Origin of the sequence: Stenotrophomonas sp. GD03819 (assembly GCF_029841665.1) — a bacterium.
GTDB lineage: Bacteria > Pseudomonadota > Gammaproteobacteria > Xanthomonadales > Xanthomonadaceae > Stenotrophomonas > Stenotrophomonas geniculata.
Map to the genome: position 1 here is coordinate 16,303 of NZ_JAOCEW010000041.1, position 25,199 is coordinate 41,501.

Annotated in this window: 24 protein-coding genes; 8 read left to right on the top strand and 16 right to left on the bottom strand. The window is 65.1% G+C overall.

What is annotated here, in order from left to right; genetic code table 11:
• Positions 1-125 precede the first annotated feature (125 nt).
• Both N5D45_RS19390 and N5D45_RS19395 read left to right on the top strand, forming a co-directional pair.
• Entirely contained in the window at positions 126-596 is a 471-nt protein-coding gene (locus N5D45_RS19390) for a hypothetical protein (RefSeq protein ID WP_197656637.1), read from the top strand.
• Positions 597-650: 54 nt separating this feature from the next.
• On the top strand, positions 651-1,646 hold the full coding sequence (locus N5D45_RS19395; protein WP_231298599.1) for an acyltransferase: 996 nt from the start codon (positions 651-653) through the stop codon (positions 1,644-1,646).
• Between the two features lie 89 nt (positions 1,647-1,735).
• Here N5D45_RS19395 and N5D45_RS19400 read toward each other — a convergent pair whose 3' ends face one another.
• The 13 genes from N5D45_RS19400 to N5D45_RS19460 form a co-directional block, all read right to left on the bottom strand.
• Positions 1,736-3,649: a hypothetical protein gene (locus N5D45_RS19400; protein ID WP_279939481.1), complete on the bottom strand. Its 1,914-nt coding sequence runs from the start codon at positions 3,647-3,649 to the stop codon at positions 1,736-1,738.
• Positions 3,646-4,779 (bottom strand): dTDP-4-amino-4,6-dideoxygalactose transaminase, encoded by a 1,134-nt coding sequence (gene rffA / locus N5D45_RS19405; RefSeq protein ID WP_082587823.1) that lies wholly within the window; start codon positions 4,777-4,779, stop codon positions 3,646-3,648. Before rffA ends, N5D45_RS19400 begins: the two co-directional genes overlap by 4 nt.
• 30 nt (positions 4,780-4,809) lie before the next feature.
• On the bottom strand, positions 4,810-5,436 hold the full coding sequence (locus tag N5D45_RS19410; RefSeq protein ID WP_010480654.1) for a class I SAM-dependent methyltransferase: 627 nt from the start codon (positions 5,434-5,436) through the stop codon (positions 4,810-4,812).
• A 3-nt stretch (positions 5,437-5,439) separates the two neighbouring features.
• Positions 5,440-5,805 (bottom strand): EamA family transporter, encoded by a 366-nt coding sequence (locus tag N5D45_RS19415; protein ID WP_010480655.1) that lies wholly within the window; start codon positions 5,803-5,805, stop codon positions 5,440-5,442.
• Between the two features lie 4 nt (positions 5,806-5,809).
• Positions 5,810-7,033, bottom strand: a complete 1,224-nt coding sequence (locus tag N5D45_RS19420) for an acyl-CoA reductase (RefSeq protein WP_164193514.1) — start codon at positions 7,031-7,033, stop codon at positions 5,810-5,812.
• The gene (locus tag N5D45_RS19425; RefSeq protein ID WP_164193511.1) at positions 7,030-8,136 is read right to left on the bottom strand and encodes an acyl-protein synthetase; all 1,107 of its coding nucleotides are present in this window, start codon (positions 8,134-8,136) and stop codon (positions 7,030-7,032) included. The genes N5D45_RS19420 and N5D45_RS19425 overlap by 4 nt, the downstream gene beginning before the upstream one ends.
• Positions 8,133-9,533, bottom strand: a complete 1,401-nt coding sequence (locus N5D45_RS19430) for an AMP-binding protein (RefSeq protein WP_010480660.1) — start codon at positions 9,531-9,533, stop codon at positions 8,133-8,135. The genes N5D45_RS19425 and N5D45_RS19430 overlap by 4 nt, the downstream gene beginning before the upstream one ends.
• A complete protein-coding gene (locus N5D45_RS19435) occupies positions 9,534-10,277 on the bottom strand; it encodes an SDR family NAD(P)-dependent oxidoreductase (protein ID WP_010480662.1) in 744 nt (247 codons plus the stop codon).
• A 2-nt stretch (positions 10,278-10,279) separates the two neighbouring features.
• Entirely contained in the window at positions 10,280-10,528 is a 249-nt protein-coding gene (locus N5D45_RS19440; protein ID WP_010480664.1) for an acyl carrier protein, read from the bottom strand.
• Positions 10,525-11,283, bottom strand: coding sequence for an N-acetyltransferase GCN5 (locus N5D45_RS19445; protein ID WP_010480665.1), 759 nt, complete (start codon positions 11,281-11,283; stop codon positions 10,525-10,527). The genes N5D45_RS19440 and N5D45_RS19445 overlap by 4 nt, the downstream gene beginning before the upstream one ends.
• The gene (locus N5D45_RS19450; protein WP_010480666.1) at positions 11,280-12,203 is read right to left on the bottom strand and encodes a glycosyltransferase family 2 protein; all 924 of its coding nucleotides are present in this window, start codon (positions 12,201-12,203) and stop codon (positions 11,280-11,282) included. Before N5D45_RS19450 ends, N5D45_RS19445 begins: the two co-directional genes overlap by 4 nt.
• A 532-nt stretch (positions 12,204-12,735) precedes the next feature.
• A complete protein-coding gene (locus N5D45_RS19455; protein WP_164193508.1) occupies positions 12,736-13,677 on the bottom strand; it encodes an electron transfer flavoprotein subunit alpha/FixB family protein in 942 nt (313 codons plus the stop codon).
• On the bottom strand, positions 13,677-14,423 hold the full coding sequence (locus tag N5D45_RS19460) for an electron transfer flavoprotein subunit beta/FixA family protein (protein ID WP_012509979.1): 747 nt from the start codon (positions 14,421-14,423) through the stop codon (positions 13,677-13,679). The genes N5D45_RS19455 and N5D45_RS19460 overlap by 1 nt, the downstream gene beginning before the upstream one ends.
• 262 nt (positions 14,424-14,685) lie before the next feature.
• Here N5D45_RS19460 and rfbB point away from each other — a divergent pair, with 262 nt between their 5' ends.
• The 4 genes from rfbB to rfbD are packed head-to-tail and all read left to right on the top strand — an operon-like array spanning position 14,686 to position 18,087.
• On the top strand, positions 14,686-15,741 hold the full coding sequence (rfbB, locus tag N5D45_RS19465) for a dTDP-glucose 4,6-dehydratase (RefSeq protein ID WP_164193505.1): 1,056 nt from the start codon (positions 14,686-14,688) through the stop codon (positions 15,739-15,741).
• Between the two features lie 14 nt (positions 15,742-15,755).
• Positions 15,756-16,643, top strand: coding sequence for a glucose-1-phosphate thymidylyltransferase RfbA (gene rfbA / locus N5D45_RS19470; RefSeq protein ID WP_057502860.1), 888 nt, complete (start codon positions 15,756-15,758; stop codon positions 16,641-16,643).
• Positions 16,640-17,197 carry a dTDP-4-dehydrorhamnose 3,5-epimerase gene (rfbC, locus tag N5D45_RS19475; protein WP_010480673.1) on the top strand — a complete coding sequence of 186 codons (558 nt, stop codon included), beginning with the start codon at positions 16,640-16,642 and terminating at the stop codon, positions 17,195-17,197. Before rfbA ends, rfbC begins: the two co-directional genes overlap by 4 nt.
• Complete coding sequence (gene rfbD, locus N5D45_RS19480; RefSeq protein WP_164193502.1) at positions 17,194-18,087, top strand: dTDP-4-dehydrorhamnose reductase; 894 nt, start codon at positions 17,194-17,196, stop codon at positions 18,085-18,087. Before rfbC ends, rfbD begins: the two co-directional genes overlap by 4 nt.
• A gap of 133 nt (positions 18,088-18,220) precedes the next feature.
• Here the strand turns inward: rfbD and N5D45_RS19485 are convergent, their stop codons facing one another.
• From N5D45_RS19485 to N5D45_RS19495, 3 genes are all read right to left on the bottom strand, one after another.
• The gene (locus tag N5D45_RS19485; protein WP_279939482.1) at positions 18,221-19,624 is read right to left on the bottom strand and encodes a mannose-1-phosphate guanylyltransferase/mannose-6-phosphate isomerase; all 1,404 of its coding nucleotides are present in this window, start codon (positions 19,622-19,624) and stop codon (positions 18,221-18,223) included.
• Between the two features lie 12 nt (positions 19,625-19,636).
• On the bottom strand, positions 19,637-20,983 hold the full coding sequence (locus tag N5D45_RS19490) for a phosphomannomutase/phosphoglucomutase (protein WP_057502857.1): 1,347 nt from the start codon (positions 20,981-20,983) through the stop codon (positions 19,637-19,639).
• 97 nt (positions 20,984-21,080) lie between these two features.
• Positions 21,081-23,711: a DEAD/DEAH box helicase gene (locus N5D45_RS19495; protein WP_345782136.1), complete on the bottom strand. Its 2,631-nt coding sequence runs from the start codon at positions 23,709-23,711 to the stop codon at positions 21,081-21,083.
• Positions 23,712-23,869: 158 nt separating this feature from the next.
• Here N5D45_RS19495 and N5D45_RS19500 point away from each other — a divergent pair, with 158 nt between their 5' ends.
• Together N5D45_RS19500 and N5D45_RS19505 are read left to right on the top strand one after the other, a co-directional pair.
• Positions 23,870-24,601 (top strand): CoA transferase subunit A, encoded by a 732-nt coding sequence (locus tag N5D45_RS19500; RefSeq protein ID WP_057502855.1) that lies wholly within the window; start codon positions 23,870-23,872, stop codon positions 24,599-24,601.
• A gap of 1 nt (position 24,602) precedes the next feature.
• The coding region (locus N5D45_RS19505) for a 3-oxoacid CoA-transferase subunit B (RefSeq protein WP_279939484.1) at positions 24,603-25,199 on the top strand (597 nt) is incomplete at its 3' end.

The window sequence follows — 25,199 nt, forward strand, 5'->3', positions numbered from 1 at the left end:
TGGCGGGGACGAGGCCAGTCGCCGGGGCTGCGGGGGACGTGAACGCGGGCTTTACGCTGTGGTGCGCATGGGTAAGAATGCCTCGTTTCCGCCGCCCTCCGGTGGCGATGGGTAGGGAGCACTGCATGGGGATTCAATCGCGCGCGCTGCTGGCATGCGTGCTGGCGCTGGCCCTGACGGCCTGTTGTGACGAGGCTGGCCGCCGTCGCGCAGGAGCTGTCGGAACCACGTCCGAGGCGCCCGGCATGCAGGCTGCTGTGACTGACGCGTCCGTTGCCGGCCTGAACCTGGTCCATGCCAGTGTTGCAGGCATGATGGTCGAACCTACAGTACTCAAGCTGGATTGCAGCGGCGCGGCCGGTGCGTCAGCCGAGGTGCAGGTGGTATGGAAGTCCGAGGTTCCGAACGCCGCCTTCGTGCAGATCACGGTTGGCAGCCTCACGCAGACACCCAAGGTCTGGGTGGAAGGTGCGGCTGCTGGCACGGAGGTCACCGGACCATGGATCAATGACGGTTCGGTATTGACCTTCAGTGACGGCAACGGCAATACCCTTGCCACTGTTCGCGCGGTAGCCACCGCATGCCCGTCCCGTTGACGGCATGCCGACCCTGCGTCCTCGTTTCCTGCCCATTGGAGCAGTTCCTTGAAAATGCCTGTGTTTGGATTCGGCGCAAGCCGGTTCGTCCTCGCGTCATTGGTCGCGGCGTCCCACTTGTGGTCGAACATGCCGCATGGATATGCCGCCTACGCGGTATGGGCATTCTTCGTGCTCAGCGGCTTCCTGATGACGCTGGTGTTGACCACCAAGTACGGCTTTGATCGCACCGGCCTGAAGGCATATGCGTTCAACCGCTTCATGCGGATCTTCCCGCTGTATTGGCTGGCCGCGATCATGGGCCTGCTGACGCTCTGGTACTATGGCAGCGTCGGCATTGACCTGCGCCCGATCAATGGCGAGTTCCACATGCCTCGTGGCCTGCAGGATTGGGCCTACGTTGTCACGCTGTTCCCGGGCATTACCCGCGGAGGCCTGCCGGTTCCGGTGGCGAATGCGCTGGCCATTGAAGTGGGCTTCTATCTGTTGATGCCGATGATGGCAACCTCACGTGGTGCAGCCGCACTTGGTGTGGTCATCGGCGCCCTTATCAATCTCAAGCTTGGCATCCATCAGGACAGCTTCGGTGAGCGCTACGCCACCTTCCTGCCTTGCCTGCTGCCGTTCGCGACGGGCGCCCTGGTCTGCCATTACCGTGAATCCCTGGCGCGAATCCGCATGCCGGCCATCAGCTGCGCGGCCTGGTTACTGCATGGAGCGGTCTGGTTCTTCGTGCCGAGCTGGCCGTGGGATTGGGGCCTGTATGCGTCCTTGCTGCTTTCGGCGTGGATGGTGGTGTCACTGCATCAGCAACGTGGCGGCAAGCTGGACAAAATGCTGGGCGACCTGAGCTATCCGATCTATCTGATCCACACCACGGTGGCAGCCTGGTTCGTCTGTGCCTGCGGATTCACTCGTCCGTTCACAACCTTTTTCCTCCCAGCGTTCGCGGCCACAGTCGCGCTTTCGTGGCTGATCGTCGTGTTGATCGATCGCCCCTTGTCGCGGCTGAAGCGCAAGCCGCCCACGCACGTGGTTGAAGCGCGCTGAGAAAGGGCAGCGCCAGGAAGGCTTAAGAAAGCCGGTGCGCTGAAGTCCGCACCGGCTTTTTTTTTTGGCCGGGGTGTTGTGGCTCAGCGTCAGCGTGCTGTGGAGTTGCTTGTGCAAAGAGGCAGATCGAGCTGCTGCTGGGCCAGGACCCCTTGGCTGTCCGAGCGGACCAATGACAGTACCGAGTGATCGGGGAGCGCATGCTCCACGGTCAGCGCTGGCTCCGCCGGATCAGTGCTTGCCAGCAGCGTGCGTTGCGCACCGACCGAATCGACCCACAGCTGGGCGCCGAATGGTGCCAGGTCACGGGTGTCCAGGTGGATGCGCACCGGCTGTACAGCGGAGGTGTCATCGGCGCAGGATCCGGAAAGCGGCTCCGCAAGCAGCGATGCCTTGACCGGCGCGCCAGCGATTCGATGATCGAAGCGCTGCTCCTGTACCGCCCCGGGGCCAAAACCCGGCACCGTTGCCAGTGACGGATACAGGCGGTTCCGGATCTGGAAACGGTTGGAGAAGATATTCAGCTGCTTGTCCACCAGCAGCGAAATCAACTTGACCCGCTCTTCCTCGGGGTAACCGCACACCGTCATGATGTCGGGGCAGGCGGTCGGCGGCGTGCGCGGATCGGTGGCCAGGCGTTGCATGGCCAGGGCGGTGTTCTGCCAGTAGGGGATCAGGTAATGCGGCAGCTTCCAGTTGTAGCGCGATGCCTGCCACTGCACGGCCAGCAGGCCGGCGATCAGCAGCAGGATGCCGCCCTGCTCGACGAAGCGGGCCTTGGGTGATGTGTGCGCCGAAGCCGGCGCCGATGCACCGGAACGTGTCAGCCGGTAGTGGAACATCACAGCGATGGCGACCAGATTGATCTGATAGGACATCACATAGCGGGGCTGATGCAGGTAGTTCCAATCGAATGCCGGCACGCGGCTGAGGATGATGCCAGCGGTCAGTGCATACGCAACCAGCATCAGGAACGTGGCCATCGCCAGTGTCCGGTTGTAGGTACGCCTCCGCCAGGCACCGAATACGGTCACCCAGAAGAACACCTGCAGGGCCAGTACGGCTCCGGCGCAGACCAGGACCGCTGCCTGCGTGGCCTTGGGGAATCGAGCCGACAACAGTTCCAGATGGATCAGGCCGTCCGAGAACGGAATCAGCAATCCTTTCAATGCATCGGCGGTCAACAGTGATTCGGCAAGGCTTCGGCTGGGCAGCATGGTTGCACCCGTGCCTGCCCGCATGGCGACCCACCACAGGAAACCCCGGACCAGCATCAAGGCGACCACCGCAGCAACGAGGGCGGTTGCCTTGTCGCGCCGCGAGGCGGTGAGCAGGGGCACGCAGGCGAGCGCGGTTGCGATCACCATTACCAGCGCGATCTCGTCGGTACACAGCCCCAGCAGCAGCGTGGCAGCAAACACGAGCCACGGGCGGGCCTGCTGCAGCTGGGTCATCACCAGCGAGAAATACAACGCGCCCAGTAGCAGTGGGATGTATCCAAGCGTTGCCAGCGGCCAGGTGAAGATGTTGGAGCTGTTGAGCGACAGGCCCAGCGCGAAGACCAGGCCGATGCACAACCAGGCGTACGCATTGCGCATCGGACTGGCCAGTGCGTGGCGTGGCATTTCACGTGCCACGGCACAGCACCAGGCGATACCGACGAGGATTCCGATCAGGCCTTCAACGCGGAAGTCCATGTCGAAGTACTTGGTGTGGAACAGCAGTACCAGTTTCTGCAGCGGTTGAGCATGGTCGCCCACGCCGCGCTGCATGAACAGGTCCAGGAAAGTCAGCGAGCCGTCGAAGTAGCGCGGCAGAAAACTTTCCAGGAAATACCAGGCATCGGACTGCACCAGCGGTGTAGCGACAGCATCACTGAACAACAACGCGTTGCAGGAGGCGGCGATTGCAAGCAGCACGCCGAACGCGCGCAGCATGAACGCGAGCGACCCGATGCCAGGCCGGGTCAGCAGCCTGGCGGGTGCCTTGTGGGCCTCACTCATGCGTACTGCCTCAGTGCCGCGTCGGCTGCCTCCATGACCGCGTCCAGTTGCGGTTCCACGCCAATCCATAGCGGCATGCGCACCAGCCGCTGGCTGATGTCATCGGTCACGGTCATCGGCGAGCCGGTGCGACCGTAGGTCGTGCCCGCCGGAGAGGAGTGCAGGGGGATGTAGTGGAATACGGTCTGCACGCCCCGCGCCTTCATCTCCTGGATGAACTGGCTGCGAGCTTCCAATGACGGCAGCAGCATGTAGTACATGTGCGCATTGTGGCTGCAGTGCGCTGGAACTGTCGGACGGGTCAGACGTCCTTCTGCTTCGTGCGCGGCCGCCCATCGGTGGTAGCGCTCCCAGATGGCAAGGCGGCGCTGGGTGATGTCCTCGGCCGAGTCCATCTGCGCGGCCAGGAATGCAGCGGTGATCTCACCGGGCAGGAAGGAAGAGCCCAGGTCCACCCAGGTGTACTTGTCGACCTGGCCGCGGAAGAAGCGGCTGCGGTTGGTGCCCTTCTCGCGGATGATCTCGGCGCGCTCGGCATGCTGGCGGTCGCGGCACAGCAGCGCCCCACCTTCGCCGGAAATGATGTTCTTGGTCTCGTGGAAGCTCAGTGCGCCCAGATCGCCGATGGTGCCCAGCGGGCGCCCCTTGTAGGTGGACATGATGCCTTGCGCGGCGTCTTCCACCACTGCCAGGCCATGCCGTGCCGCAATGTCCAGGATTGCATCCATTTCGCATGAGACGCCGGCGTAGTGCACTACGCAGATGGCCTTGGTGCGTGACGTGATGGCCGCTTCGATGAGCGTCTCATCGATGTTCAGGGTATCGGCGCGGACATCGACGAAGACCGGTACCGCACCGCGCAGCACGAATGCGTTGGAGGTGGAAACGAACGTGTAGGACGGCATGATCACTTCGTCGCCCGGAACCAGGTCCAGCAGCAGGGCCGCCATTTCCAGCGCAGCAGTGCACGAGTGCGTCAGCAGCGAAGCCTGCGCGCCGGTACGCTCGTTCAACCAGGCGTGGCACTGCTTGGTGAACGGGCCGTCGCCACTGAGATGACCATTGGCATGGGCGTGGGTGATGTTGACCAGCTCCTGGCCAGTCATGTACGGCTTGTTGAACGGAATCACTGCTGCTCCTGAACGTGACTGGGCCGCAGCTCAGCGCACGCATTCCATGATGTAGTGGGTGTAGGGTACGTAAAGCATATCGCCCCTGACCCGGCCCGATACCGCCGAGAATTCGGCTTCGGCCAGGGCCCGATAGGCGTCGGGGGTGCGGATGCTCTGCCCGCGGTCACGGGCGATCAACGCGTGTGCGATGGCTGATTGGCCTTCGACATAGGCACCGTCAAGCGAGATGAAGCGGCCGCCTGGCTTGAGCGCCGCGCGCGCGGTACGCATCAGCGCACGGGCGCGGTCGTCGTCGAGATGGTGGAGGATGCCGATGGCCAGTACCAGATCGGCCTGCTGCTGCTCGCCACCGGTCAGCTGGTAGTCGGCCACGTCCATGCACTCGAAGCGTGCACGCCCACCAAAGCGCTGGCGGGCCGCCTGGATGTAGGCTTCGGAGAGATCGAAGCCGACGTAGTGCAGGCCATCGGGCATCTGGCTGAAAAGCTCACCCGTGCCGCAGCCGATGTCCAGAACCCGGTCACCGGCACGCGGCCTTATGTGATCGCGGATCAGCCGGGCGCGGGAGCGTCGGGCCCCCAACAGGTTCTGCAGCAGGTCGTAGACCGCTGGGTGTGATAGCACTGCGTGCAACCCATCGGTCTTCTGCGACATGGTTCAGGCTCCGGAGCGAGACAGGACGATGACGCCCAGGATGATCAAGGCGGTGCCGGCGATCTTATGCGAGTCGAAGGACTCGCGGAAGAGCCATACGGCAAGGGTTGCCACCAGTGGGAAACTCAACGCGGTGAAGGGATAGGCCTTGCTCAGCGGCATCCGGCCGATGGCCGCCATCCAGCACAGTGAAGCGCCGAAAGCCGCCGCGAAGGCACTGATCACCCAGGGATTGAGCAGCAGGGTGATGACCGCGCGCGGGTTCAGGCCGTCGATGGTCGCCCCGGGATTGAGGCTGACCTGCCACTTCAGCATGAGCTGGCCGTAGACGGTCAGCAGGATGGTCAGGGCAATGAAAACATAGCTCATCGGATCAGGTCGCAGGCAGGGTGATCTTGCGGGTAAGGACATCGAGCAGGTCGGTGCCGTCCCAGACCGGATGGAAGTCCAGGGCGCGGCCGAATGGTACGACGCGGTCGATGGCACGATTGCGGAGGCCGCACAGGAAGCCGCGCAGGTCGGACGCCGTGAAACCATGCTGGACAAGCGTCTGGTCACGGTCGTCGAGTTGTGGCGCCAACGCATCCAGCGTGGGCAGCTCGATCTCCACCACCAGGCCGTGGCCAGACTGGATCTCGCGGATCCCGCCATCGGCACGCGAGGCTTCCAGGCGCAGCGGATACAGGCCGATGGCATCGGCGGAATGCACGCCATGCCCGGTGGCCGCCAGCAGGTTGGCATCGGTCACCCGGGCCATCAGTGCTGCGGGCTCGTCGTCCAGGCTGGCGGCCTGGGTGCGTACCGCCGGCCAGAAACGTGCCTTGGCCGCTGCGGTCTCTGCCTCGTCGCCAACCCAGTACAGGGTGCGCGGCGAAGAGCAGGCCTGCTGGCCGAACCAGAGCACGTCGTTGCAGAAGCGATGGGCGAGTTCCTGCAGATCGGCATCGTTGGCTTCGACCAGCGTGCCTGCGCGCATGACAGCCACGCCGAACCGGTCCGGGAAGGCCAGCTCGAGAGCCTGTGGCGCGATCGGCAATGAGCGGATCTTGGCGACCGTGGCGTCACCGCCCCAGATGATGCGCGCATGGCAGTGACGGGAGATCGCCGTGGTGATCGCATCGTCATGCGGATACGTCAACAGTACCGCACGTTCCAGTACCTGCGGATGCAGGCCTTCATGCTGCATGTCATGCAGGATCGAGACCAGCGCATCGCGCTGGGTGCTCTGCTTCTGCGACAGGCGGGCCACATTGGTGTTGCCTGACAGCACCGACATCAGCCAAGCGTACGCGAACAGGACGTCCACGTTGGCCGGAGCAAGATGGAAGACCAGTCCTCGGGCCAGATCCAGCTCGGTCGGGCGCGTTCCGATGCGCTGCGAAAGCTGATTGACCGCGGCGCCGCGGAACCAGTGGGCAAGGGTGGCCAACTCGGGATGCTGGCGCAGCTGCGGCAGTGTGAATACGCGACGGGAGAAGTCCGCAACGAACTCGCGCAGTGGCGCGCTGAACGGCAGCAGCGGTGGCAGTACCGACAGGCGTGCCAGTTCCGCATCCAGCGTGGCGTCCGGGTGGATCGAGAAGAGCAGTCTGGTCATGCGTTGGGTACCGTGCGGGTATCGCTGCAGCCGCGGATTTCCACGTTCTTGATACGGCCAAGCACGGCGAAGTGCTTGCCCGGGCGGCCGCAGGCGCAGTCGTCCTCGCCATGAATCACGCCAAGGTCTTCGGTCAGCAGGCTGTGGCCGGGATAGCTTTCGGGCAGCAGGCTCAGCACCTGGATCGCACCGGTGGTGCCATGTGGCACCGGATGCAGGTCCTGCAGGTCGCGAACGATCACGTCGGCGTAGGCCGGCGCGTGCAGGTGGCCATGCTCACATTCGAAGAAGATCGAGCCGACCTGTTCAACCATGCCGTAGTAGTTGTGAACGCGTTCGATGCCAAAGGTCTGCGACAGCGCGGCCTTGTAGGCAACGTTGTCGACCTTCTGCTCGTCCATTTTCTTCCAGCCGCCGCCGTGCACCAGCATGCTGCCGGCCGGGAAGCGGATCTGCCGGCCATCACGGCGTGCTGCCTGCACGAACGATTGCCAGACGATGAACGTGAAGCCGAACAACAGCACGGGCTCATCCGGATGTGCCTGCAGCCATTGCTCCAGTGCAGTCCAGTGCGGTTGCAGGTCTTCGTCCAGCAGATACAGATGGTCACGGCCGAAGTTGGAGAAGCCGAGGATGCCTGCGGCGCGCGCGTTGAAGCGGCTGCGATCACGCAGGAAGCTGGAATCGTCGACCACCAGCATGCGCAGGCGCCTGTTGCCCGCGAAATGGGAGAAGATGCGGGTCAGTGCGCGGGTCTGCGCGCGCGCGGTGTCGGCATCGAGGAAGATGCGGGAAACCGCGGCGCCCGTGGTGCCACTGGACACCAGTGTGCGCGACACCTTGTCGTCGTCGATGCTCTTGAGGTCCAGCAGCTTGAACATGCGGACCGGTAACCACGGCACCTGCTCCAGACTGGCCGCATCGTCGGCCGGCCATAGGCCGTCGAGGATGCGTGCATACGGCGCGCACTGCGCTTGATGGTGGCGGGTCAGTCGATTGAGGCCTTCCAGCAGCCAGGCACGTTTCTGGCTGCGGTCCAGGCCGAAGACGTCGACTTCCAGGGCAGCGGCCGCGTTGGCAGCCGGCGCGGCGGGCAGGGTCACCTTGCAGCTCCTTGTCCGGCCATCTGCCGGAGACTCTGGTAATCCACCTTGCCGCTGGCCATCAGGGGCAGCGCATCCAGATGGAGGGTACGGACGTGGCCACCGAACAGCTTGTAGCGTTCCTGCACCAGCTGGCGTACCTGCGCCTGCTCGGCGACCTGGGCACCGTGACTGAATGCCACCAGGTCGTCGTCGTCGCCCGAGCAGACGATCTGCTGGCGCAGCGCTGCCGACAGCATGGCCTCGACTTCGTCGAGGTTGACCCGGTTGCCGGAGATCTTCAGGAAACGCTTGGCGCGTCCGGTGATGTAATGGAAGCCGTCCTCGTCAACGCGGGCCAGGTCGCCGGTGCGCAGCACTCCCTGCAGCTCGTCACCCTTGGCCAGATCGGCACGCGTGGTGGCATAGCCCATCATCACATTGGGGCCGGAATAGACCAGTTCGCCAGTCGCTGCATCCACTTCCATGCGACCTCCAGGAACCGGTACACCGATGCTGCCGACCTTGTCGATGATGCGTGCAGCCGGAACATAGCTGATGCGTGGAGAAGCCTCTGTCTGTCCGTACATCACGAAGAACTCCAGGCCATGGGCCTGGCTGGATTCGGCGAAATGCGCGACCAGTTCATCGCGCAGGCGGCCGCCGGCCTGGGTCAGCATGCGCAGGCTGGGCAGCTGCAGGCGGGCCAGACCCATGCGCCGCAGGATCTCGAAGGTGGCCGGAACGCCGGACAACGAGGTGATGCCGTGGCGACGGGCGCTGTCCCAGAACTCCCGGGTCATCAGGCTGTCCTCGCTCAGCACCACCGAGCCGCCAGCGGCAAGGTGGCTGTTGAGGATGGACATGCCGAACGAGTAAGCCAGCGGTAGCGTAGTGATCGCACGATCATCGGCACGCAGGCCCAGGTACTGGACAATGGCGTTGGCATTGGTGTCCAGACCCGCCGCGGACAATCGCACCAGCTTTGACGAGCCGGTACTGCCGGACGTGCTCAGCAGTAGCGCCAGATCGGCGTGTGGTACTTCGTTGACCGGGCCCGCGACGCGCAGATGCAAGGCCAGCGCCTGGCCCTGATGCACGGTCTGGTAGCCATCCGGCGCGGGACCCGTGGCGGCGACCCAGTCAGGCTGGTAACGCATCACCAGCGCTGCCAGCAGTTCCGGATCGGTGTCGGGTTGCAGCAGTAGTGGAACCTGGCGCCCGCTGCGCAGAGCGCCCAGGTAAAGCGCCACGGCCTCGGTATGGCTGGGCATGCACAGCAGGCCCATGCCGCGTCCTTCGGGCAGCCGCGCGGCGTGCTGGTCGGAAAGGCGGGCCAGCGACGCGAAGTCCAGCGTCTGCCCGCCATCGATCAGCGCGATTCGCGACCCGTGTTGTTCAAGGTTCCAGAACGGCATTCAGACCACCATTTGTCCGTCGATGCCAATTACCTGCCCGGTGACATAGGCGGAGGCATCACTGAGCAGGAAGCCGACCAGTTCGGCCACCTCTGCAGGGGTGCCGGCGCGCCCCATCGCAATCGAAGCGACACGCTTGGCGTGCGCGGCCTCCGGCATGCTGCGCGTCATGTCGGTATCGATGAAGCCCGGTGAGACCGCGTTGACGCGGATGCCACGCGGTGCCAGTTCCTTGGAGGCCGAGCGGGTGGCGCCGACCAGTGCGGCCTTGCTGGCAGCGTACAGGCTGAGCCCGGCGGCACCGTTGACGCCCATGATCGACACCAGATTGACGATGCTGCCTGCGCCACTGCGCGCCATCAGGCGCGAGGCGTACTGCATCGCCATCAGCGGTGCCTTGACATTGACCGCCAGCACCTTGTCGATGTCCTCTGCACGGATCATGCCGAGCAGGCCTTCGTGCAGCACACCTGCATTGTTGACCAGCCCATCCAGCCGGCCGAAGCGGGCGAAGATCTGCTTGAACAGGCCCGCGAGGGCATCGGCATCGGTCAGGTCGAGCGCGGCACAGAGCGCAGCCGGTGCACCCAGCGCCTGAATCTGTGCATCCAGCCCGGCCAGTGCCTCTTCATCGCGGGCTACCAGTACCAGCTGCGCATGCCGGGAGGCCTGCTGCAGGGCGATCTCGCGACCGATGCCGCGCGATGCACCGGTGACCAGGATGACGGGTGCGGCGCCGGCCATGCTCAAACGGCTGCGCCGTGCTTGCGCAGGATTTCGCGCGCTTTGCCCACCGAGCTCATGTCGATCACTTCATCCATATCGATCATCACACCGAAGGCTTCTTCCAGTGCGGCGACCACCGACATATGGGCGATTGAATCCCACTGCGGGATGGTGTTGTAACGCAGATCGTCGCTCACGCTGTCGGCTGCGATGCCCAGCACACGGGCGAACACGGCAACGACCTGATCTTCGGTAACGGTATCGTTCATAGGAATTTCCTGAACCCAAACAGGGTGCTGTTGAAGTGGAAGCCAAGGCGGGCATACAGATTGATGATGCCCGTATTCGCGGCGGAAACGAGGGTCGTGCAGTGCGGGATGCCACGCGCGCCCAACGATTCGAGCGCGGTGATCCACAACGGGAGGGCAAGCATGGCGTAGGGACCTGAAGCGCCGGTCAACAGCAGTTCGCAGTTGCTGCGGTCTGCAGCAATGCGTTCGGCATGGAAGCCGATGACGCGGCCGCGCGATTCGGCCACGTAGGCCAGTCCCCCGGTGACCATGTCTTCGATCCAGTTGGCGGTGCGCAACGCGGCCCGCTGGGGGTCGATGGCGGGATCTTCCAGGAAGCGGCCGTGCGCGAAGTCGGTGGCGGCAATCTGCCGCAGCTCGGCCACATCGCCAGCGACTGCGGGACGTAGCGTCGGCAGCATGCCGCGCGGAACCTGGGGCAGGTTGGCGAAGCCGCTGCGCGAAACGGTCAATGAGGTCTCCACGAAGGCGAAGCCGTGCTGGAGCAGGGCCGCCTTGGCCACCGGTTGTGTGGCGTCGATGCGGCCGAAGAGGTAGTGCACCGAGTGGTTGGCGCACCAACGCTCGAGTTCGACCAGCAATGGCGCTGCATGTGCCGCGGTGGCGACGTCCAGTGCGGTCACCTCTGCGGTAACGAAGCCGAGGGCGCGCTCGTCCCAAGGGGTCAGGCGCGCGGCGATCCGTCCTTCGCCGTTGTCGATGAGCAGGTTCATCGGGCTTCCTGTGCATCGTTCACCGCGTCGGCGACGATGTAGTACGGGCGCTTCTGCACATTGCGGAACACTTGGCCGACATACAGGCCGACGACGCCCAGGCAGAACATCACCAGGCCGCCGATCAGCCAGACCGAGCCGATGATGGAGGTGTAACCGGCCACTTCGATATCGCCATCCCACCAGCGCAGCAGGCTTAGCGCCACCAGCACGAAGGCGACCAGCGAACAGGCGATCCCAGTGCCGGCCACCATGCGCAGTGGCTTTTCCGAGTAGCCCAGCGCAATGTTGGTCGACAAGGTAAGCAGCTTGCGCAGGGTGTAGGAGGTTTCGCCCACGGTACGGGCCTGGTGCTGGACCGGTAGCTTGCCAGTACGAAAGCCGGCCCATTTGACCATCAACGGGAACGAACGGTCTCGTTCGGGCATCCTGCATACCGCATTGATGACCTTGCGATGGTAGATGCCGAAGTTGGCCGTGCTGGGGTCCTGCGGTACGCCGGTGAGCCAGCCCAGCAGGCCGAAAAAGGCCCACGAAGACAGTCGCTTGAGCGCTTTGTCCTGACGTTCCAGGCGTTGTGCGAACACAACATCGAGTTGTTCTTCGTTGGCCTTGCGGTACAACGCGGGAATTTCGCGGGGAACGTCCTGCAGATCGCAGTCCATCACTACCGTCCAACGACCACGTGCGTGCTCTATCCCGGCCGAAATGGCCGAATGCTGGCCAAAGTTGCGCGACAGGCGCAGGCCACGCAGCCAGGGCCGGGTAGCGGCCAGTTCGGCGATCCGGGCCCAGGCGCCGTCGGGGCTGGCGTCGTCGACCAGGATCATCTCGAAGCTGACGCCCAGGGTTGCGATCGCGGCCTCGACCTGGTCCACGAGGTCTTCCAGGCATCCCTGGCAGCCATAGACAGGTGCCACGACCGAGATTTCCAGTGGGTGTTCTCCACCATACGGCGGAGAGGGCGTCGCTTCTGTCATGGCGTAGTGGACCCTTGCGCGCCCTGCCTCGGCACGTGAATGACACCGCGATGGTGTGCGAGGAGGCAACAGGGAGTCTCCCGGCCTTCCGCCGCGCGCCACGATCAGTGTCGGCAGTCGTCGATTATAGCTTTACCGGCTGCGTGCACAGCGGCCCATCGCCATTCATGGGCCCTGCGCGGGGCAGCGCCCTACGGCTCCATCGCGTGGCCTGCTCGTAGGCCGAAGCGGACCCGCAGGCAGGTCCAACCGGCTGCCACATCACGGGTTTCGGGAGCGAGCATCGAGCTCACTCTTCCATTCATCTACATGATTGCGGCATGACGCGCCAGGCGTTTCCGGCTGCAGCAGGAAGCTTCCGGGACGTGGATGCCGGAAGACGGCCGAACGTACCAAGAGACAGCAGAAACCCCCGGCGGAACGGATGCTCCAACCGGGGGCAGGGCCTGCGGCTGCAGGGATCGGGCCTGCGTCAGCCCAGCGCGGCTTCCAGCTCCGGCAGGAGCGCAAACAGATCCCCCACCAGGCCGATATCGGCGATCTCGAAGATCGGCGCGTCGCCGTCCTTGTTGATCGCGACAATCGTGCCCGCATCCTTGATGCCGGTCAGGTGCTGGATGGCACCGCTGATACCCACGGCCACGTACAGCTCCGGCGCGATGATCTTGCCGGTCTGGCCGACCTGCAGGTCGCTGGGCACGTAGCCGGCGTCGACCGCGGCACGCGAGGCACCCACGGCGGCACCGAGCTTGTCGGCCAGCTGGAAGATGACCTTGAAGTTCTCTTCCGAACCGACACCACGGCCGCCGGAGACCACGCGCTTGGCGCTCTGGAGGTCCGGGCGGTCGCTGGCACCGGCGGCCAGGCCGACGAAGCGGGTATGGGTCGGCAGGGCAGCGTCAACGCTGGCTGCTTCGATGGCGGCGCTGCCGCCCTGGGCAGCTTCCGGCCAGGACGCGGCGCGCACGGTGGCGACTACGATCTGGTCGGCCGGTGCTTCCACGGTGATGATCGCGTTGCCGGCATAGATCGGGCGCTTGAAGGTGTGGCTGCCTTCGACGCTCATCAGGTCGGAGACCTGGTTGACGCCGAGCAGGGCGGCCACGCACGGCATGAGGTCCTTGCCGAAGGTGGTCGACGGGCCGAACACATGGGTATAGCCCTTGGCCAGCTGCGCGATCTGCGGTGCCAGTATCTGGGCGATGGCCTGCGCGTTGGCGGCATTGGCCACGGTCAGGACCTTGGCGACGCCAGCGATCTTCGCGGCGTCGGCGGCGACGGCGGCCGGGTCGGCGGCCAGCACCAGCACGTCGATGCTGGCACCGCTGATGGCGGCGGCGGCACTGACGGTCTTGGCGGTGGCGGCGTTGAGCTTGCCGTCGTGGTGCTCGGCGATGACGAGAATCTTGCTCATTACAGCAGCCCCTTCTGCTTGAGTGCGGCAACCAGTTCGGCCGCGTCCTTGACCATCACACCCTTGCTGCGCTTGGACGGCGCGGCGTACTGGGTGGTCTTGAAGGTGTCGGCGGCTTCAACGCCGAGGTCGGCCAGCTGCAGGGTTTCCAGCGGCTTTGCCTTGGCCTTCATGATGTCCGGCAGCTTGATGAAGCGCGGCTCGTTCAGGCGCAGGTCGGTGGTGACCACGGCCGGCAGATCCACTTCCAGCGTTTCCAGACCGGCGTCGACTTCACGGGTCACCGTGGCCTTGCCGTCGGCAATCTCCAGCTTGCTGGCGAAGGTCGCTTGCGGGCGGCCCCACAGCGTGGCCAGCATCTGGCCGGTCTGGTTGGCGTCGTCGTCAATGGCCTGCTTGCCGAGGATCACCAGGTCCGGCTGTTCCTTCTCGATCAGCTTGAGCAGGGTGCGCGACGCAGTCAGCGGCTGGATGGCCTGGTCGGTGACGACATGGATGGCGCGGTTGGCGCCCATGGCCAGGCCGTTGCGCAGGTGCGCCTGGGCGTCGGCCGGGGCGATGGTGGCAACCACGACTTCGCTGGCGATGCCCTTGTCGCGCAGGCGCAAGGCTTCTTCCAGGGCGATTTCATCGAAGGGGTTGGGGGACAGCTTGACGCCGTCGGTGACCACGCCGGAACCGTCCGGCTTGACCTGAATGCGGACGTTGTAGTCCACCACGCGCTTGTACGCGACGAGGATTTTCATCTGGTACGGGGTCCTTCAGTAACAGGGAGAACGTCCGGTCCTGGAACAGCAACCGGTTCGGGGGTGGGACCCCGATTCTAGCTGGCTTGGGGTGACCATGCGAATGCGTATGGTTATGTTGCGGCGCGGCAAAAATGCACCTCCGCGAGCGCGTGTTCACGTCACGCAGGCGGTCGTGAAGGCCATCGGGATGTATCCTGTCACGCTGCGCTGGGGCGCCCGTGGGCGCTCCTTGGATGAATTTCGATCAGGAGAACAGGTAGTGCCCACATGGCTTGTCACCGGCGGCGCCGGATTCATTGGCGGTAACTTCGTTCTCGAGGCCGTCGCGCGCGGCGTCAAGGTCATCAACCTCGATGTGCTGACCTACGCGGGCAACCTGAAGACCCTGTCCAGCCTGGACGGCAACCCCAACCACTTGTTCGTGCAGGGCGATATCGGCGACCAGGCCCTGGTCGCGAACCTGCTGGCCGAACACCGGCCGGATGCCGTGGTGAACTTCGCCGCCGAAAGCCACGTTGACCGCTCCATCGACGGTCCCGGCGCCTTCATCCAGACCAATGTGGTGGGCACCCTGGGCCTGCTGGAAGCGGTCCGTGACTACTGGAAGGCGCTGCCGGCCGAACAGGGCGCGACCTTCCGCTTCCTGCACGTGTCCACCGACGAGGTGTACGGTACCCTGGGCGAGACCGGCAAGTTCAGCGAAACCACCCCGTACGCCCCGAATTCGCCGTACTCGGCGTCGAAGGCCGCTTCGGACCACCTGGTCCGTGCCTTCCACCACACCTACGGGCTGCCGGTACTGACCACCAACTGCTCCAACAACTATGGCCCGTACCACTTCCCCGAGAAGCTGATCCCGCTGGTGATCGCCAAGGCGCTGGCTGGCGAGCCGCTGCCGGTGTACGGCGATGGCAAGCAGGTGCGCGACTGGCTGTTCGTGTCCGACCACTGCGAAGCGATCCGCACCGTGCTGGCCAAGGGCCAGGTCGGCGAGACCTACAACGTCGGCGGCAACTCGGAAAAGCAGAACATCGAAGTGGTGCAGGCCATCTGTGCGCTGCTGGACCAGCGCCGCCCGCGCGCGGATGGACAGCCGCGCAGCAGCCAGATCACCTACGTCACCGACCGCCCCGGCCATGACCGCCGCTATGCGATCGATGCCTCCAAGCTGAAGAACGACCTGGGCTGGGAACCGGCCTACACCTTCGAGCAGGGCATCACGTTCACCGTCGACTGGTACCTGGACAACCAGGAATGGGTCAACGGCGTGCTGGATGGCAGCTACCGCCTGCAGCGCATCGGCACTGCCGCCTGAGGCCGGGAGATAACATGACGCAACGCAAGGGCATCATCCTGGCCGGCGGTTCCGGCACCCGGCTGTATCCGATCACCAAGGGCGTCAGCAAGCAGCTGTTGCCGGTGTACGACAAGCCGATGATCTACTACCCGCTCAGCGTGCTGATGCTGGCGGGCATCCGCGAAGTGTTGATCATCAATACTCCGCACGAACAGGCGCTGTTCCAGCAGCTGCTGGGCGACGGTTCGCAATGGGGCATGGACATCCAGTACGCGGTGCAGCCGAGTCCGGATGGCCTGGCCCAGGCCTACCTGATCGGCCGCGACTTCGTCGCCGGCAAGCCGAGCTGCCTGGTGCTGGGCGACAACATCTTCCACGGCCACGGCCTGCGCGAGGTGCTCAAGCGTGCAGACGAACGCGTGCACGGCTCGACCGTGTTCGGCTACTGGGTGAATGATCCGGAGCGCTACGGCGTGGCCGAGTTCGACCAGAGCGGCAAGGTGATCGATCTGGTGGAGAAGCCGGAAAAACCGCGCTCCAACTATGCGGTGACCGGCCTGTACTTCTATGACGGCAAGGCCAGCGATTACGCGGCCGAACTGAAGCCGTCGCCGCGTGGTGAGCTGGAGATCACCGATCTCAACAAGCGCTACCTGGAAGAAGGCAATCTTCACCTGGAAGCGCTCGGCCGTGGCTATGCCTGGCTGGATACCGGCACTCACCAATCGCTGCTGGAAGCCTCCAACTTCATCGAGACCATCCAGACCCGCCAGGGCCTGCAGGTCTGCTGCCCGGAAGAAATCGCGTTCGGCCAAGGCTGGATCAATGCCGAGCAGCTGGAGGCGCTGGCTGCGCCGTTGATCAAGAATGGCTACGGCCAGTACCTGCACACGCTCGCCCAGCGTGGAGTCGTTCCGTGAAAGTAATTGAAACCAAGTTGCCCGGCTGCGTGGTGATCGAGCCGGCCGTGTTCGGCGATGCCCGCGGTTATTTCTTTGAAACCTGGAATGCCGAGCGTTTCGCCGCGCTGGGCCTGCCGGATCGTTTCGTGCAGAGCAACGTGTCCACCTCGGCGCAGGGCGTGCTGCGTGGCCTGCATTACCAGTGGCCGCGCCCGCAGGGCAAGCTGGTCAGCGTGCTGGAAGGCGAGGTCTATGACGTGGCCGTGGACATCCGCCGCGGCTCGCCGACCTTCGGTCAGTGGGAAGCGGTGGTGCTGAGCGCTGAAAACAGGAAGCAGTTCTGGATTCCGGAAGGCTTCGCGCACGGGTTTGCCGTGCTCTCCGAACGTGCACTGTTCAGCTATCTGTGCACGGACGTCTACGTCAAGGAAGCGGATGCAGGTATCCGCTGGAATGACGCCGATATTGCGGTGGACTGGCCGGTGAGTGCACCGACCCTGTCGGCCAAGGACGAGACCGCGCCCTTCCTGAAGGACATTGCCGAAGACCGCCTGCCGGTCTACGTGCCATGACCGTTCTGGTGTTCGGCGGCAATGGCCAGGTCGGCCAGGAACTGCTGCGCGCGCTGGCGCCACTGGGCAAGGTAGTCGCGACCACCCGCAGCGGGCAACTGCCCGACGGAAGTGCCTGCGAGATGGCTGATTTCGGCCAGCCCGACAGCCTGCCGGCGCTGCTGGATCGCCTGCAGCCATCGGTGGTGGTCAACGCGGCCGCCTACACGGCGGTGGACCGTGCCGAGCAGGAGGTCGATGCGGCCTTCGCCGCCAACGCGCAGGCGCCGGGCGTGATCGCGCGCTGGTGCGCGGCCCATGGCGTGCCCTTGGTGCATTACTCCACCGACTACGTGTTCGACGGCCAGGGGCGTGCGCCCTACCGCGAAGACGAGCCGACCGCGCCGCTGGGCGTCTATGGCACCAGCAAGCGCGATGGTGAGGATGCAGTGCGTTTGGCCGGTGGCCGCCACCTGATCTTCCGCACGGCGTGGGTCTATGCCTCACATGGCGCCAATTTCCTGCGCACCATGCTGCGCGTGGGATCAGAACGCGAACAGTTGCGGGTAGTGGCCGACCAGATCGGTACGCCCACTCCGGCTGCGCTGATCGCCGATGTCACCGCGCAGGCGCTGCAGCATCCGGGCCACTTGTCCGGAACCTGGCATCTGACGGCCAGTGGCCAGACCAGCTGGCATGGGTTTGCCGAGGCGATCTTCGCCGAAGCGCTGGCTAACGGTGTGTTGGCGAAGGTGCCGGCCGTCGAGGCGATTCCCAGTTCCGAGTATCCGACGCCGGCCAAGCGCCCGGCCTGGTCGGTGCTGGACAACCGCAAGCTGCAGCAGGATTTCAACATCGTCCTGCCGGCATGGCAGGACGGATTGAAGCGGGTGATGGCTGAAATTGCCTGACCGGGTAGGCGACCACCGTTGGTGGTCGCGTGGATCCACAGTGTGCCGACCAACGGTCGGCACCACCCACCCCGACCAACGGTCGGCACCACCCACCCCGACCAACGGTCGGCACTCGCTGCAGGGCGTCGGCTCAACTGCGCCCGTACGTGTCCTCGAACCGCACGATGTCATCCTCGCCCAGGTAGCTGCCCGACTGTACTTCGATCAGTTCCAGCGGCAGTTTTCCGGGGTTGCGCAGGCGGTGGGTCACGCCCAGCGGGATGTAGGTGCTCTGGTTCTCGCTGAGCAGGATCACTTCGTCGCCGCGGGTCACTTCTGCGGTGCCGCTGACCACGATCCAGTGTTCGGCGCGATGGTGATGCATCTGCAGGCTGAGCGTGCCGCCGGGCTTGACCGTGATGCGCTTGACCTGGAAACGCTCGCCGTTATCGATTGAATCGTAGGCGCCCCACGGGCGGTAGACCTTGCGATGCCAGGCGGCCTCGCTGCGGCCTTCGGCCTTCAGTTGGGCGACAACGGTCTTGACCTCCTGCATGCGGTCTGCCTTGCCGACCAGCACCGCGTCGTCGGTCTCGACGACGATCACGTCATCCAGGCCGACCAGTGCCACCAGGCGCTGTGCATAGGCATAGGTGTTGCGGCAGTCGATGGCGATCACATCGCCCTGGTGGGCGTTGCCGTCGCCGTCCTGCTGCGAGACATCGCGCAGCGCCGTCCACGAGCCGACATCGTTCCAGCCGGCGTCCAGCGGAATCACCACGGCGTCTGCGGTTTTTTCCATCACCGCGTAGTCGATGGAGTCGGAAGGAACCGCAGCGAAGGCGTCCTTGTCCAGACGGGTGAAATCCGAATCGCGACGGGCCTGCTGCCAGGCCTGGCGGCTGCCGGCCAGCATGTCGGGCTGGAAGTGCTCAAGTTCCTGCAGGTAGCGCGAGGCCTTGAACAGGAACATGCCGCTGTTCCAGTAATACTGGCCGCTGCTGACGTAACCGGTGGCGGTCTCAAGGTCGGGCTTTTCGACAAAGCGCTCGACCGCACGCAGGCACTGGCCATCGGCGGCCTTGATATAGCCGTAGCCGGTTTCCGGACCGGTCGGGACGATGCCGAAGGTCACCAGCTTGCCGGCCTCGGCAGCGCTGGCTGCAGCCTGCACGACTGCGCGGAATGCGGCCTCATCGGTGATCACATGGTCCGAGGGCAGCACCAGCAGCAGCGCATCGGCGCCGTCGCGGGTGGCCTCCAGGGCTGCGACCGCGATCGCCGGCGCCGTATTGCGGCCCACCGGCTCCAGGATGATGCCAGCCGGCTCGGTGCCGACCTGCTGCAGCTGCTCGGCAGCGACGAAGCGGTGCTCCTCGTTGGCGATCACCAGCGGGCCATGCGCGGCGATGGGAGCGACGCGCTGCCAGGTGGCCTGCAGCATCGTCAGCTCGCTGGCCAACGGCAGGAACTGCTTGGGGTAGGACTCGCGCGACAGCGGCCACAGGCGGGTGCCGGAGCCACCGGACAGAATGACGGGCTGGATGATGCTCATGGTCGTCCTTGGTTACTGCTGAAGGAGGTGGGAAATTTCATCAGTGCGGGCCTGCATCAGCCCTGCGTCGCCGCGGGCTTCAACGTTCAGGCGCAGTAGCGGCTCGGTGTTGGAGCTGCGCAGGTTGAAGCGCCAGTCGCCGAAGTCGGCACTGATGCCGTCGGTGTGGTCCAGTACCGGCGCTTGCGCCGCGAAGTGCGCCATGACGCGGGCCACAGCGGCCTTGGCATCGGCCACCTTGAAGTTGATCTCGCCACTGCACGGATAGGCCGCCATGCGGTCTTCGACCCAGTCGGCCAGCGAGCGGCCGCTTTCGGAAATCAGCTGGGCGATCAGCAGCCACGGGATCATGCCGGAGTCGGCATAGGCGAATTCGCGGAAGTAGTGGTGGGCGCTCATCTCACCGCCATACACCGCATCCTCGGCGCGCATCTTTTCCTTGATGAAGGCATGGCCGCTCTTGCACAGCACCGGTACGCCGCCCGCCTGCTCCACCATCTCCACGGTGTTCCAGACCAGGCGAGGGTCATGCACGACCTTGCCGCCGGGATTGCGCGCGAGGATAGCCTTGGCCAGCAGGCCGACCAGGTAATAGCCCTCGATGAAGCGGCCGGTGTGATCGAAGAAGAAGCAGCGGTCGAAGTCGCCGTCCCAGGCGATGCCGAAGTCAGCACCATGCTCGCGCACGGCGTCGGCAGTGGCGGCACGGTTTTCCGGCAGCAGCGGGTTGGGAATGCCGTTGGGGAAGTTGCCGTCGGGTTCGTGGCAGATGCGGATGAACTCGAACGGCAGGTGCGGGGCCAGCAGGTCGACGATGGCGCCCGCGCCGCCATTGCCGGCATTCACCACCAGCTTCAGCGGCGTGAGCTTGCTGGCATCGACATAGCTGAGCAGGTGCTGGATGTAGGCGCTCTTGTCATGCTGGGCGGTCTGCCCGGCACGCGGCGGCTGGGCCTCGGACATATCGACGGCGACCGCATCGGAGATCGCGAACAGGCCGGTATCGGAGCTGATCGGACGGGCATTCTCCTTGACCAGCTTCATGCCGTTGTAATCCATCGGGTTGTGGCTGGCGGTCACCATCACGCCGCCGGCCGCGCCGAGGTGATCGGTCTGGAAGTAGACCTCTTCGGTACCGCACAGGCCGATGTCGATCACCTCGCGGCCGGTACCACGCAGGCCTGCGGCCAGCGCATCCTGCAGCGCCGGGCTGGTCAGGCGCACATCGTGGCCGAGGACCACCGGACCGGGAGCGAGCTGTGCGGCCAGGGCGACGCCGATGCGGCGGGCCAGGTCTTCGTTCAGTTCTTCCGGCACACGGCCGCGGATATCGTAGGCCTTGAAGGCGGGCAGGGGCATCGATCAGATCCTTTGTGAGCTCAGCCCCCAATTGTAGTCCCAGTCCCGTATGGGAATCGTTTCCATCGGGGAACGCCACCTGACTGGCGTTCGGGGGTCAGGCTCGCGTCGACCGTTTGCCCGCTTTACGGGAACGTTTGCCGGGCAGGCCCGGCAACGGCGCCAGCAGCGCCTGCACGTCTTCCTCGCTGAAGCGTGGCCCCGTAGCACCGCCGCCTTCGAGAATCGAGTCGGCCAGCGTGGCCTTGCGTTCCTGCAGCTCGGCGATCCGTTCTTCAATGCTGCCTGCGGCGATCAGCCGGTAAACGAACACCGGCTGCTGCTGGCCGATGCGATGGGCGCGGTCACTGGCCTGGTTTTCGGCCGCCGGGTTCCACCAGGGGTCGAAGTGGATGACGGTGTCGGCGGCGGTCAGGTTCAACCCGACGCCACCTGCCTTCAGGCTGATCAGGAACACCGGCACCTCGCCCTGCATGAAGCGCTGCACCGGCGTAGCCCGGTCCTGGGTGTCGCCGGTCAGGGTCACATAGGCCAGCCCGAGCTCCTCCAGCGCCTGCGCGATCAGTGCCAGCATGCCGGTGAACTGCGAGAACACCAGGACCCGCCGGCCTTCCTCGACCATCGACGGCAGCATGTCGCGCAGCAGCTCCAGCTTGGCCGAGCCGGCATTGCGTGCCGGGGCGTCGCCCGGCAGCAGGCGCGGATCGCAGCAGACCTGGCGCAGCTTCAGCAGGGCATCCAGCACCACGATATGGCTGCGCGCCAGCCCGCTGCCGCTGATGGCCTCGCGCACCTGCTTTTCCATCGCTGCACGCACGGTTTCATAGAGATCACGCTGGCCGCCCTCCATGTCCACCGCGCGGGTAATGAGGGTCTTGGGCGGAAGCTCTGACGCGACCTGGTCCTTGCGCCGGCGCAGGATGAAGGGACGCAGGCGCTGCGCCAGCAACGTGGCGCGACGGTGGTCGCTGGCACGTTCGATCGGATGGCGCCAATGCTGGTTGAACTGCTTCTCGCTGCCGAGCAGGCCGGGCAGCAGGAAGTCGAACTGCGTCCACAGCTCGCCCAGATGGTTCTCCAGTGGCGTGCCGGTCAGGCACAGGCGATGGCGGGCCTGCAGCGTGCGCAGGGTGATGGCCGCGCGTGACTTCGGGTTCTTCACCTGCTGGGCTTCATCCAGAATCAGCAGATGGTAGGCATGTGCCTGCAGCGCCTGCTCGTCGCGCCACAGCAGGGGATACGTGGTCAGCACAAGATCATGCTCGGGAATCGCCTCGAACAGTGCTTCGCGCGTCGGTCCGTGCAGGGTCAGCACCCGCAGGCCAGGGGTGAAGCGTGCGGCTTCGCTCTGCCAGTTGTGCAGCAGCGAGGTCGGCACCACCAGCAGCGCCGGCTGGTCCAGGCGGCCACTTTCCTTTTCGACCAGCAGATGCGCCAGCGTCTGCAGGGTCTTGCCCAGCCCCATGTCATCGGCCAGCACGCCGCCCAGACCCTGCTGGCGCAGGTACTGCAGCCACGACAGGCCTTCACGCTGATAGGGACGCAGCGTCGCCACCAGTCCCGCCGGTGGCGGCACTTCACCCAGTGCGGGTGCCTGCATCAGGCGCTGCACCAGCGCCTGGGTGTCCTTGCGCCCCCGGAACTGCAGGCGCGCCGTATCCCGCAGCGCCTGCAGGCGGCCACGGTCAAGCGCTGACAAGCGCAGCGGCGCGCCACGCTGGGCGAACAGGTCCGCCAACAGCGCCATGATCGGCTTCAATCGAGCGGCCCGCAGTGCCAGGCGGGTGCTGTCGCCTGCCATCAACAGGATGTTCTCGTCATCGCCGATGGCGTCCAGCTGGCCACGCATCCAGCGGGGATCGGACTGCAGCACCTGCTGCAGCAGCGGAACCATCGACACGTTGCGGCCTTCCACCTGGATGTCCAGGCCCAGGTTGAACCAGCCCGCATCCGCCGGGTCGGCCTGGATGTCCAGGCCGATCTCATCCACCCGGGTGATGCGATGGCGGAAATCGTCGTCCGTCTCCACCTTCCAGCCCAGGGCTTCCAGGCGCGGCACGTCGTCCAGCAGGAACCGTGTCCAGTCATGGGTGCGCAGCTGGAACTGCGGGCCTGCGCCGTCCAATGGCGCCCGTGGTTCCACGTCGCGATGCAGTCCCACCGTGCGCAGCTCGGCCTCGCGCCGTGACTCCTCAACCAGGTCGCGGGGCAGCAGGGCGAGCTGGCCCTCCGGATCGTGTGCGAACAGGCTCGGATCATCCAGGAACCGCATGTGTTCGTCGTATTCGAAGGCCACGGTCGCGATATCGGCCCATTGCGAAGGGTCGCGGGGGCCGAGCCACGGCGGACGGAACTCGACCGTGTGCAGGCGCAGGACGGGCGTCATCGAACGGATCAACAGCGTTGGCAGCGTGCTGCTGTCGTCGGGCATGGGGGGCGTATGGTCGATCTGCTGCAGCATCTGCGCCAGCACAGCCGCCACGTGCATGCAGTCGTGGCCGAGCAGGCAGGAACACCGGTTGCGCAGCAGGCTGCGCGGATGGCGAAGGCTGGCGGCCAGGTCGATCTCCACCCGGTAGGAGTACTTGGCCGGGATCTTTACCTCAGCGACCAGAATGTCACCGAACAGACGCATGCTGTGGACTTCCGACAGGCCATGGTCGCTCATCTCCAGCGTCCGGCCTTCCATCCAGCGGAGCAGGTCTTCTTCGGTGTAGGTATGGGCCATCAACGAGGGTGGGGCGGGCACGGGGCCGACCATTGGCAGGGGAACCCGGCATTCTACGGAACCCTGTGCGATGCCCGTGCAATGCTGCGGCGCATCCAGGCCCTCCGCCGCCCTCCAGCTAGAATGCGGTCATCCTCAACGTGCAGGGTAGTACAGCAATGCAGCAATCGACTTCCACCGGCAAGCGCGGCAAGCGCTTCGCCAGTGCGGCGGAGGCCCTGCAAGGGGTGGTCGCCGATGGCCAGACGCTGGCCGTGGGCGGCTTCGGCCTGTGTGGCATTCCCGAGGCCCTGATCGCCGCGCTGCGCGACAGCGGTGCCAAGGGCCTGACCGTGATCTCCAACAATGCCGGCGTCGATGGTTTCGGACTGGGCCAGCTGCTGGAAACCCGGCAGATCAAGAAGATGATTTCGTCCTATGTGGGCGAGAACAAAGAGTTCGAGCGGCAGTTCCTGGCCGGCGAGCTCGAGCTGGAGTTCAACCCACAGGGCACCCTGGCCGAGCGCCTGCGTGCCGGCGGCGCGGGCATTCCGGCGTTCTTCACCGCCACCGGCTACGGCACGGTGGTGGCTGAAGGAAAGGAAACCCGCGAGTTCGACGGCAAGCACTACGTAATGGAAACCGCGCTGCGCGCCGACGTGGCGCTGGTCAAGGCGTGGAAGGCTGATGAAGCGGGCAACCTGGTGTTCCGCAAGACCGCGCGCAACTTCAATCCGGCCTGCGCGATGGCCGGCAAGGTCTGCATCGTGGAAGTGGAAGAGGTAGTGCCGGTTGGCGCCATCGACCCGGACCAGGTGCACCTGCCAGGCATCTATGTACACCGCATCGTGCACAACGCGCATCCTGAAAAGCGTATCGAACAGCGCACCATCCGCGCGGAGGGCAACTGACATGGCGTGGACCCGCGATGAGATGGCGGCACGTGCCGCCCGCGAACTGACCGATGGTGCGTACGTGAACCTGGGCATCGGCCTGCCGACCCTGGTTGCCAACCACATCCCCGAAGGGGTGGACGTGTGGCTGCAGTCGGAAAACGGCCTGCTCGGCATCGGTCCGTTTCCGACCGACGCCGAAGTGGACGCCGACCTGATCAATGCCGGCAAGCAGACCGTCACCGCGCGTGCCGGTGCCAGCTATTTCGGCAGCCACGACAGCTTCGCGATGATCCGCGGTGGCCATGTGAACCTGGCTATCCTCGGCGCCATGCAGGTCACCGACAAGGGTGACCTGGCCAACTGGATGGTGCCGGGCAAGATGGTCAAGGGCATGGGCGGTGCGATGGACCTGGTGGCCGGCGTGCAGCGCGTGGTGGTGCTGATGGAGCACACCGCCAAGAACGGCGAGCACAAGATCCTGACCGAATGCACGCTGCCGCTGACCGGTGTCGGCGTGGTCGACCGCATCATCACCGACCTGGCCGTGTTCGATGTCACCGACAAGGGGGTGCTGCTGGTGGAAGCCGCACCCGGTGTCAGCGATGACGAGTTG

What these genes read in the sequence shown, in the direction of transcription:
- N5D45_RS19390 (WP_197656637.1), top strand. Translation starts at nt 126, where the DNA reads ATGGGGATTCAATCGCGCGCGCTGCTGGCATGCGTGCTGGCGCTGGCC.
- N5D45_RS19395 (WP_231298599.1), top strand. Translation starts at nt 651, where the DNA reads ATGCCTGTGTTTGGATTCGGCGCAAGCCGGTTCGTCCTCGCGTCATTG.
- N5D45_RS19400 (WP_279939481.1), bottom strand. Translation starts at nt 3,649, where the DNA reads ATGAGTGAGGCCCACAAGGCACCCGCCAGGCTGCTGACCCGGCCTGGC.
- N5D45_RS19410 (WP_010480654.1), bottom strand. Translation starts at nt 5,436, where the DNA reads ATGTCGCAGAAGACCGATGGGTTGCACGCAGTGCTATCACACCCAGCG.
- N5D45_RS19415 (WP_010480655.1), bottom strand. Translation starts at nt 5,805, where the DNA reads ATGAGCTATGTTTTCATTGCCCTGACCATCCTGCTGACCGTCTACGGC.
- N5D45_RS19420 (WP_164193514.1), bottom strand. Translation starts at nt 7,033, where the DNA reads ATGACCAGACTGCTCTTCTCGATCCACCCGGACGCCACGCTGGATGCG.
- N5D45_RS19430 (WP_010480660.1), bottom strand. Translation starts at nt 9,533, where the DNA reads ATGCCGTTCTGGAACCTTGAACAACACGGGTCGCGAATCGCGCTGATC.
- N5D45_RS19435 (WP_010480662.1), bottom strand. Translation starts at nt 10,277, where the DNA reads ATGGCCGGCGCCGCACCCGTCATCCTGGTCACCGGTGCATCGCGCGGC.
- N5D45_RS19440 (WP_010480664.1), bottom strand. Translation starts at nt 10,528, where the DNA reads ATGAACGATACCGTTACCGAAGATCAGGTCGTTGCCGTGTTCGCCCGT.
- N5D45_RS19445 (WP_010480665.1), bottom strand. Translation starts at nt 11,283, where the DNA reads ATGAACCTGCTCATCGACAACGGCGAAGGACGGATCGCCGCGCGCCTG.
- N5D45_RS19455 (WP_164193508.1), bottom strand. Translation starts at nt 13,677, where the DNA reads ATGAGCAAGATTCTCGTCATCGCCGAGCACCACGACGGCAAGCTCAAC.
- N5D45_RS19460 (WP_012509979.1), bottom strand. Translation starts at nt 14,423, where the DNA reads ATGAAAATCCTCGTCGCGTACAAGCGCGTGGTGGACTACAACGTCCGC.
- rfbA (WP_057502860.1), top strand. Translation starts at nt 15,756, where the DNA reads ATGACGCAACGCAAGGGCATCATCCTGGCCGGCGGTTCCGGCACCCGG.
- rfbD (WP_164193502.1), top strand. Translation starts at nt 17,194, where the DNA reads ATGACCGTTCTGGTGTTCGGCGGCAATGGCCAGGTCGGCCAGGAACTG.
- N5D45_RS19485 (WP_279939482.1), bottom strand. Translation starts at nt 19,624, where the DNA reads ATGAGCATCATCCAGCCCGTCATTCTGTCCGGTGGCTCCGGCACCCGC.
- N5D45_RS19490 (WP_057502857.1), bottom strand. Translation starts at nt 20,983, where the DNA reads ATGCCCCTGCCCGCCTTCAAGGCCTACGATATCCGCGGCCGTGTGCCG.
- N5D45_RS19495 (WP_345782136.1), bottom strand. Translation starts at nt 23,711, where the DNA reads ATGGCCCATACCTACACCGAAGAAGACCTGCTCCGCTGGATGGAAGGC.
- N5D45_RS19500 (WP_057502855.1), top strand. Translation starts at nt 23,870, where the DNA reads ATGCAGCAATCGACTTCCACCGGCAAGCGCGGCAAGCGCTTCGCCAGT.